This window comes from Noviherbaspirillum sp., assembly GCF_036846085.1.
GTDB lineage: Bacteria > Pseudomonadota > Gammaproteobacteria > Burkholderiales > Burkholderiaceae_D > Noviherbaspirillum.
The window spans coordinates 1-7,780 of record NZ_DAIUCO010000253.1; the positions used below are offsets into that span (position 1 = coordinate 1).

At 61.3% G+C, this 7,780-nt stretch carries 7 protein-coding genes and 1 pseudogene; all 8 read right to left on the bottom strand.

The window, feature by feature from the left end; translation table 11 throughout:
• A partial coding sequence (locus V7080_RS21440; protein ID WP_442947267.1) for a DUF1289 domain-containing protein occupies window positions 1–197 on the bottom strand: 197 nt, incomplete at its 3' end.
• Window positions 194–688: a YbaK/EbsC family protein gene (locus V7080_RS21445; RefSeq protein WP_334190423.1), complete on the bottom strand. Its 495-nt coding sequence runs from the start codon at window positions 686–688 to the stop codon at window positions 194–196. The genes V7080_RS21445 and V7080_RS21440, both read right to left, overlap by 4 nt.
• An 8-nt stretch (window positions 689–696) precedes the next feature.
• Entirely contained in the window at window positions 697–1,284 is a 588-nt protein-coding gene (locus tag V7080_RS21450; protein ID WP_334190424.1) for a uracil-DNA glycosylase family protein, read from the bottom strand.
• Window positions 1,285–1,295: 11 nt separating this feature from the next.
• A complete protein-coding gene (locus tag V7080_RS21455; protein WP_334190425.1) occupies window positions 1,296–2,459 on the bottom strand; it encodes an AAA family ATPase in 1,164 nt (387 codons plus the stop codon).
• A gap of 18 nt (window positions 2,460–2,477) precedes the next feature.
• The gene (locus V7080_RS21460) at window positions 2,478–3,386 is read right to left on the bottom strand and encodes a hydroxymethylglutaryl-CoA lyase (RefSeq protein ID WP_334190426.1); all 909 of its coding nucleotides are present in this window, start codon (window positions 3,384–3,386) and stop codon (window positions 2,478–2,480) included.
• 188 nt (window positions 3,387–3,574) lie between these two features.
• The gene (locus tag V7080_RS21465; RefSeq protein WP_334190427.1) at window positions 3,575–5,641 is read right to left on the bottom strand and encodes an acetyl/propionyl/methylcrotonyl-CoA carboxylase subunit alpha; all 2,067 of its coding nucleotides are present in this window, start codon (window positions 5,639–5,641) and stop codon (window positions 3,575–3,577) included.
• 162 nt (window positions 5,642–5,803) lie between these two features.
• A complete protein-coding gene (locus tag V7080_RS21470) occupies window positions 5,804–7,264 on the bottom strand; it encodes an ATP-binding protein (protein WP_334190428.1) in 1,461 nt (486 codons plus the stop codon).
• Between the two features lie 292 nt (window positions 7,265–7,556).
• A pseudogene (locus V7080_RS21475) lies at window positions 7,557–7,780 on the bottom strand (biotin synthase BioB); the annotation flags it as partial.

Genomic DNA, 7,780 nt, shown 5'->3' on the forward strand with positions numbered 1-7,780 from the left:
CGCCGAATCTCCCGCCACACCGCCCTCTTCACATTCTCCGTCGCCGTCCCCCACACCACAATTTCGTCGATCGTCCGCAGACACCCTTCGCATAACCCGGTTGCCGCATTCATCGTGCACACATTGATGCACGGCGACGGCACCGGCGATGCATCATGGTCCGGGTCGAACGTCTTCATGGAAGGCGCCGGCGTCATTCCACCCTCGTTTCCACCCGCAGCGCCACGTCCGCCAGCGGCGCGCCGGTCATGTTCAGCAACTGCTGCGGCGTCAGGTTGAACACCGCATGCGGATGGCCGGCGGCGGCCCAGAGGCTGTCCAGGCGCATCAGGTCTTCGTCGATCAGCATCACGGTTTTTTCAAGGTGGCCGATCGGGCAGACGCCGCCGATCGCGTAGCCGATGCGCTGCTTGACGAATTTCGCGTCGGCGCGGCCGAGCGGGCCGACGATGGCGGCGACCTTATGTTCATCGACGCGGTTGGCGCCGCTGGCCACGATCATCACCGCCGCATCGTCCGACAGACGGCGGAAGACGATCGATTTGGCAATGGCGGCGATGTCACAGCCGAGGCCGGCGGCGGCTTCGGCGGACGTCTTGCCGGTGTCGGGGAGCATGACCACCGGTTTGTCGTGACCGATGGATTGGAGGAGGTCGGCGACGCGTTGCGCGCTGTCGGGAAGTTGCATGGGTTCTTTCATGAGGCAATGATCGATTTGACGCGCTCGCGCAGGACGGGCAGCACGTCGGTTTCAAACCAGGGATTGCTTTTCCACCAGGACTGGTTGCGCGGACTCGGGTGCGGCAGCGGCAGATATTGGGGCAGGTAATCGCGCCAGGTTGCCACGGTCTCCGTCAGGGTGGCCCTGGCATTGTGCTGTAAAAAACGTTCCTGTGCATGGCGGCCCACCAGCAGCGTGAGCCGCACGTCGGGCATCGCCGCGAGCACGCGGTCATGCCAGAGCGGCGCGCATTCCGGGCGCGGCGGCAGGTCGCCGCTCTTGCCCTTGCCGGGATAGCAGAAGGCGGTGGGCATGATGGCCACCCGCGTCGCGTCATAGAAGATGTCGGGCGGCATGCCGAGCCAGTCGCGCAGGCGGTTGCCGGAGGGATCGTTCCACGGGATGCCGGTGTCGTGCACCCGCCGGCCGGGCGCCTGGCCGACGATGAGCAGGCGCGCATGCCGCCCGGCCTGCACCACTGGGCGCGGCCCATGCGGCAGGTGGGCTGCGCATTGCCGGCAGGCGGCGATTTCGATCAGCAACGGACGCAGCAGGTCGGCCATGGCACATCCCCTCAGCGTGCCGGCCAGTGCCAGGACGGCATGTCGAGCGGTTCCATGCCGCGCACCCTTGTCTCGCCGAATTCCTTTTCCAGCATGATCGAATTGCAATCCGGCTCGCGCTCCAGGGCGGCGATCAGGCGGGTGGCATGTGACACCACCAGCACCTGTGAGCGCTGCGCGGCACGGGCGATGAGGCGGGCGAGCGCCGGCAGCAGGTCGGGGTGCAGGCTGGTCTCGGGTTCGTTCAATACCAGCAGTTCCGGCGGCCGCGGCGTGAGCAGGGCCGCGATCCACAGCAGGTAGCGCAGCGTGCCGTCGGACAGCTCGGACGCCTTCAGCGGCCGCAGCAGGCCGTGCTGGTGCATTGCGATTTCGAAGCGGCCGTCGTTGTTGTGCACAGTGATGCTGGAGCCGGGAAAGGCATCGTCCACCGCCTCGTCGAGCGCCGCCGGGTCGCCGATCTCGCGGATGGTTTGCAGCGCGGCCGCCATGTCGGCACCGTCGTTGCTCAGCACCGGCGTATGCGTGCCGACCTGCGGCAGGCGCGCCGGCGCATCGGCATCGGTGCGGAAGTGGTCGTAGAAGCGCCACGAGCGGATCTGTTCGCGCAGCGCCAGCACTTCCGGCGCGTTGCGCGGGTCGGCGAGGCGGGCCATCATGCTGTCGAAGGTCGGCACATGGCTGGAGATGAGCTGCCAGTCGCCGCTGTCGTGCTTGATGCGCACCGCCGCGCCGTGGCGGTCGACCAGCAGCGCCGCCGGCCGCAGCACCGGGCCGCTCCAGATGCATTCGCGCTTGATGACCGGGTCGAGGGAGAACGCGGTCGGGCCGGGAATCGGCAGGCCGAGATCGATCGCATAGCCGAATTCGTCGCCGGCGAAGCCAAGCCGCAGGTTGACCGATTCCTTGCGCACCGTACCCTGCACCGGATGCTCGCCCCGCTTCACCGACCTGGAAAACTTTTCCGGGCCGGCCCAGAGGGTGGATTGCAACCCGCCCTCGCGCGCCAGCGACGGGATCACGCCGCCCTGCGCGGTGTCGGCCAGCAGGCGCAGCGAGCGGTAGACGCTGGACTTGCCGCTGCCGTTGGCGCCGGTGATCACGTTCAGGCGCTGCAGCGGGATCACCAGGTCGCGCAGCGAACGGTAGTTGGCGATGGCGAGCGTGCTCAGCATCGGGTCGCTTTCGCCGTATCAGCCCTGCCGCTTGGCGGCGATCGCGTTGCCGGCGCGGCTGGCGGCCTTGCGGCCGAGATGCTGCGAGATGAACTGGCCGGCATCCACCACCGCGTCGAGGTCGATGCCGGTGTCGATGCCGAGGCCGTTCATCATGTACAGCACGTCTTCGGTCGACACATTGCCGGTGGCGCCCTTCGCATACGGGCAGCCGCCGAGGCCGGCGATGGACGAGTGGTAGATCGCGATGCCGGATTCCATGCCGGCGTAAATGTTGGCCAGCGCCTGCCCGTAGGTGTCATGAAAATGGCCGGAAAGCCGCTCGGCCGGAAATTCCTGCTTCACCCGCTCGAACACCGTCTTCACCTTGTTGGGTGTGGCGACGCCGATGGTGTCGGCGATATCGATTTCATCGCAGCCGAGTTCGCGCAGGCGCCGTACCACGTCGGCCACACTGTCGGGCGATACCTCGCCCTGGTAGGGGCAGCCGAAGGAGCAGCTGATGCTGCCACGCAGGCGGATGCCATGCTGCTTGGCCGATTGCGCGACGTCGCGGAAGCGCTCGATCGATTCGGCGATCGAGCAGTTGATGTTCTTCTGCGAGAACGCTTCGGATGCCGCGCCGAAGATCACGACTTCGTCCGCTTTCGCAGCGACGGCGGCGTCGAAGCCCTTCATGTTGGGTGTCAGCACGGAATAGACCACGCCGGGCTTGCGGCGGATCTTTTCCATCACCTCGGTGGAGGTCGCCATCTGCGGCACCCATTTCGGCGAGACGAAGGAAGCCGCTTCGATGTTGGAGAATCCAGCATCGGTGAGCCGGTCGACCAGCTCGATCTTGACGGCGGCCGGGATGGTTTCCTTTTCGTTCTGCAAGCCGTCCCGGGGGCCGACTTCGACGATTTTGACTTTGTTGGGGAGGGTCATGAAAATTTCCTTTAGATTCAGTTCACGCTATAAAGGAAAAGCTCCTTCCCTCTTCCAGGGGGAAGGCTGGGATGGGGGTAGTGCGTTCGAGATACAATTTTTCTTATCTCAACCCTACCACCCCCACCCTAACCCTCCCCCTTACAGGAGGAGGGAACCTGTCCATTCTCCGTCGCGCTATCGCGCAGTCACGCCACTTTAAACGCCAGCAACTGCGCGCCTTCCGCGACCTGGTCGCCCACCGCGTACAGCATTTCTTCCACCATGCCATCCGCCGGCGCGGCGATCGTGTGTTCCATCTTCATCGCTTCCATGATCAGCAATGGTGCGCCTTTTTCCACCGTCTTGCCTTTCTCCGCCAGCACCGCAACGATCTTGCCCGGCATCGGCGCGGTGAGCCGGCCGCCTTCCGCTTCGGCTTCGCCGGCATGCGCCAGCGGATCGCTGTAGGCCAGCACGTGGTGCATGCCGCCGGTGAATACATGGAAGGCTTCGCCCTCGCGCACCACCGTTCCGCGCACCGTCGCGCCATCGACCTTGATCACCAGCTGCGCTCCATGGCGCTCGATCAATGTCATGACCGCCGCGCGCTCGCCGAGTTGCACCGACCAGCCGGTTTCCCGATAGCCGATCACCGCGGGATAGGCGTGCGATTCATCGGAGAAATCCAGCTTGCGCAGCAAGGTGCCGTTCATGCGCCAGCCGGTGGTATCGGCCCATGGATCATTGGCGGCAGCGCCGGAATTCTGCTCGGACGTCAGCAGGGAAGCCGCAGCCAGCGAGACCACGTCCATCGTCACCGGCATTGCCGCCGGGAACAGGATGTCGTGGTTCCGTTCGATCAGGCCGGTGTCGAGATCGGCCTGCGAGAAGGCCGGGCTTTCGACCAGGCGCTTCAGGAAGGTGACATTGCTGCTGAGGCCGACGATGCGGTACTCGGACAGCGCCTGCGACATGTGCGCGAGCGCTTCGGCGCGGTCATTGCCCCAGACGATCAGCTTGGCAATCATCGGGTCGTAGAAGGGAGAGATGGTGTCACCTTCGCGGACGCCGGAGTCGATCCTGACATAGCCGCTTGCGGCTCCGTTCTCACCTTCCCCTTTTAAGGGGGAAGGCCGGGATGGGGCGGCCCGCGTAAGGGGTAGATTGGTCGAGCAAAATTCGACGCCTGCCGGCACATGCAAATGCCGCAGCGTCCCGATCGAGGGCAGGAATCCCTTCTCCGGATTCTCCGCATAGATCCGCGCTTCCAGCGCATGGCCATGAATCGTGAGTTCCTGCTGTTTCATCGGCAACGGCTGCCCGGCCGCCACCCTGAGCTGCCACTCCACCAAGTCCAGCCCGGTGATCATCTCCGTGACCGGATGCTCGACCTGCAGGCGGGTGTTCATCTCCATGAAGTAGAACGAACCGTCCTGGTTGGCGATGAATTCCACGGTGCCGGCACCGACGTAGCCGACCGCTTTCGCCGCCGCCACCGCCGCTTCGCCCATCGCGCGGCGGCGCTCTTCCGTCATGCCGGGCGCCGGCGCTTCCTCCAGCACTTTCTGGTGGCGGCGCTGCACCGAGCAGTCGCGCTCGAACAGGTAGACGCAATCGCCTTGCGTGTCGGCGAACACCTGGATTTCAATGTGACGCGGACGGGTCAGGTATTTTTCCACCAGCACCTTGTCGTCACCGAAGCTGCTGATCGCCTCGCGCTTGCAGGACGCCAGCGCGGCCTTGAAGTCCTCGCTTTTCTCGACGATGCGCATGCCCTTGCCGCCGCCACCGGCACTGGCCTTGAGCAACACCGGATAACCGATCTTGTCGGCCTGCTGCTGCAGGAAATCGGCGTCCTGGTTGTCGCCGTGGTAGCCGGGCACCAGCGGCACACCGGCGGTTTCCATCAACGCCTTCGCGGCGGACTTGGAACCCATCGCATGGATCGCCGAGGCCGGCGGCCCGATGAAGACCAGGCCGGCATCGGCGCAGGCTTTGGCGAAACCTTCGTTCTCGGACAGAAAGCCGTAGCCGGGGTGGATCGCCTGCGCGCCGGACGCCAGCGCGACCTCGATGATCTTGTCGCCCTTAAGATAGCTTTCCTTGGCGGGCGCCGGCCCGATCGGCACCGCTTCATCGCATACGGCAACGTGTTTCGCGTTTGCATCCGCCTCCGAATACACGGCGACGCTTTTGACGCCTAGCCGGTGCGCGGTTGCGGCCACGCGGCAAGCGATCTCGCCGCGGTTTGCAATCAGGATTTTGGTGAACATGTTAGGTCCTCGTGGTTTGACTCATGGTTTTCTATTTGTTGGCGGCTCGTATTCATCAAATAACCGTCAAATGCCGCAAAAGTATAAGTGTTTGATTTTAAACATATTTATATGCAGACATCAACGAAACGCCTTTTCTATCAAATGACCGTCAAATAAGAACTAAGCCCATGCCGGCACATATTTCATATATTTACGTGAAGCATCTTGATCATGAGGTCGAATAACTTCTGCATTTAATGCCTCCTTGATCAAACGTGATGCAACAGCGCTGTTTTGCGGCTCTATCGCAAATCTATCCCGCAAACTTGCATTGGTCATGAAGTCGCGCTGCACATAACGCAAACAAGCATGCAAGTACACTGCACGAATGCGATCTGCCTGATCCATTTTGGACAAAATCCGAGGGGTGAATAATGTGCTGCGGGTGTAATCACCCGGCGTCTCAAATGCAGGTGCTGGCAATTGATAGAGTTCTGTTTGGAACACAACTTTGTCAATCCCGCTACCCCGCTCTTCACAAATGCCTACCCTCCGCATTAGCGAAGCAAGCGCTTCGTTTCTTGAACGAGGTGGGTTGTCAAGGAACCGCGACGTATCTATCAAAGGCGCACCGGGATTGGTGATTTCTAGGCGATCAGAAAAAATCTCAACCATCGGCCCACTGCCGGTCACGAAGAAATCCTGATGAATCAGTGCATTGGCCACCAGTTCGCGCATAGCCAATTCTGGATAAATTGGCACGGTTTTGCGCAATGCTTGCTCTATTACTTCGTTGCTTGGCAACAAGCCATTCACAAAATCGATTAAACCCTTAAAACCGGCCGCATACCCGCGAGCACCTTCCTGTTCGCGAATGGTTTCAACCCTGCTTGTTCCTTTGTAGGCAATTACGCGTACAGCTTTCCTTTTGAGCGTATTGAAATCCGCCAGCCGTTTGGCAAATAAGATCGCTCCCAAATTGCGTATATTCCAACGCCCGCCATCAACAGGCTCGATGAGCTCATCTGACGCCAGAGCACGCAGGATGCCGTCGCGATTCTCTGGAAGAGGTTGTTCCAGCAGATCAAAATAGGCAGGATAATCCAGCAGTCGCAGTACATCTTCAACCGTGGCTTTCTCCAAAGCGGGCATGTCTTCAAATGGCGTTGCATCGAAAATTCGCCATAGCGCGCGTTCCTTTTCTGGGAAATCTTTTAGCTTTTTCTTGTAAGTACCGATACGGATGTACTCCTGGCCGGCAAATTGAACTGGGTGTCGGAACGCTCGGCCAATTTCCAGTACGACTACTCGTCGAGCATCCATATCGACGATGTGAAAACGAAAATCGATTTTTGGCATCAACTGACGCAGCAGCCAGCTTTCCAGCTCTTCGTTACCCACCTTGCTCGCATGCGGATCAAACGACGTTCCGAGTACCGCATGGCTGTCGTTATCGATGCCCCATACTAAAAAGGCAAAAGCCTTGCCGCACAAAGCTGCAGAGTTTGCTAACGCAGATAAATACTCGCCAATCTGCTGCGGGTCGCCGTTATTATGTTTGAGTTCAAGCCATTCCGTTTCCGCAGGCAAAGCGATCAGTTCTCGGACCAGACTTTGCAGGTAGATGCTTTCTTGGCTCATGTTCAGATGCAGGACCTGAGGACACGTAGCCTACGATGCTGCCTGTGCGCAATATCTTCGCCAGGGTTTGCAAACAGGATTTTGGTAAACATGTGTGCTCCTTGGGTGTGAGCGGGTTGGGACTCGCTTGGATCATCCTCTGCCTGGTTCCCTCCCCCTCGTAGGGGAAGGGTTAGGGTGGGGGTGTGAAGGTTGGGCGACTGCATGTGATCGCTCGACCTTCACACCCCTGTGCGGGCCACCCCATCCCAGCCTTCCCCCTACAAGGGGGAAGGAGCCTTTCTTATACAACTCATCCGCACGAAGCACTCGCCTCCTCCGTCACATGCTTCGCATGCAGCCCCAGCTTCTCCAGCAGCGCCGCATCCGCAGCCGCGTCCGGATTGCCGGTGGTCAGCAACTTGTCGCCATAGAAAATCGAGTTCGCCCCGGCCAGGAAGCACAGCGCCTGCACCGCTTCACCCAGCTCGCGCCGGCCTGCCGACAGCCGCACCCGCGCCTTCGGCATCGTGATGC

Excerpts from the sequence above, each read along its gene's own strand:
- V7080_RS21445 (WP_334190423.1), bottom strand. The coding sequence starts at position 688 with ATGCAACTTCCCGACAGCGCGCAACGCGTCGCCGACCTCCTCCAATCC.
- V7080_RS21450 (WP_334190424.1), bottom strand. The coding sequence starts at position 1,284 with ATGGCCGACCTGCTGCGTCCGTTGCTGATCGAAATCGCCGCCTGCCGG.
- V7080_RS21455 (WP_334190425.1), bottom strand. The coding sequence starts at position 2,459 with ATGCTGAGCACGCTCGCCATCGCCAACTACCGTTCGCTGCGCGACCTG.
- V7080_RS21460 (WP_334190426.1), bottom strand. The coding sequence starts at position 3,386 with ATGACCCTCCCCAACAAAGTCAAAATCGTCGAAGTCGGCCCCCGGGAC.
- V7080_RS21465 (WP_334190427.1), bottom strand. The coding sequence starts at position 5,641 with ATGTTCACCAAAATCCTGATTGCAAACCGCGGCGAGATCGCTTGCCGC.
- V7080_RS21470 (WP_334190428.1), bottom strand. The coding sequence starts at position 7,264 with ATGAGCCAAGAAAGCATCTACCTGCAAAGTCTGGTCCGAGAACTGATC.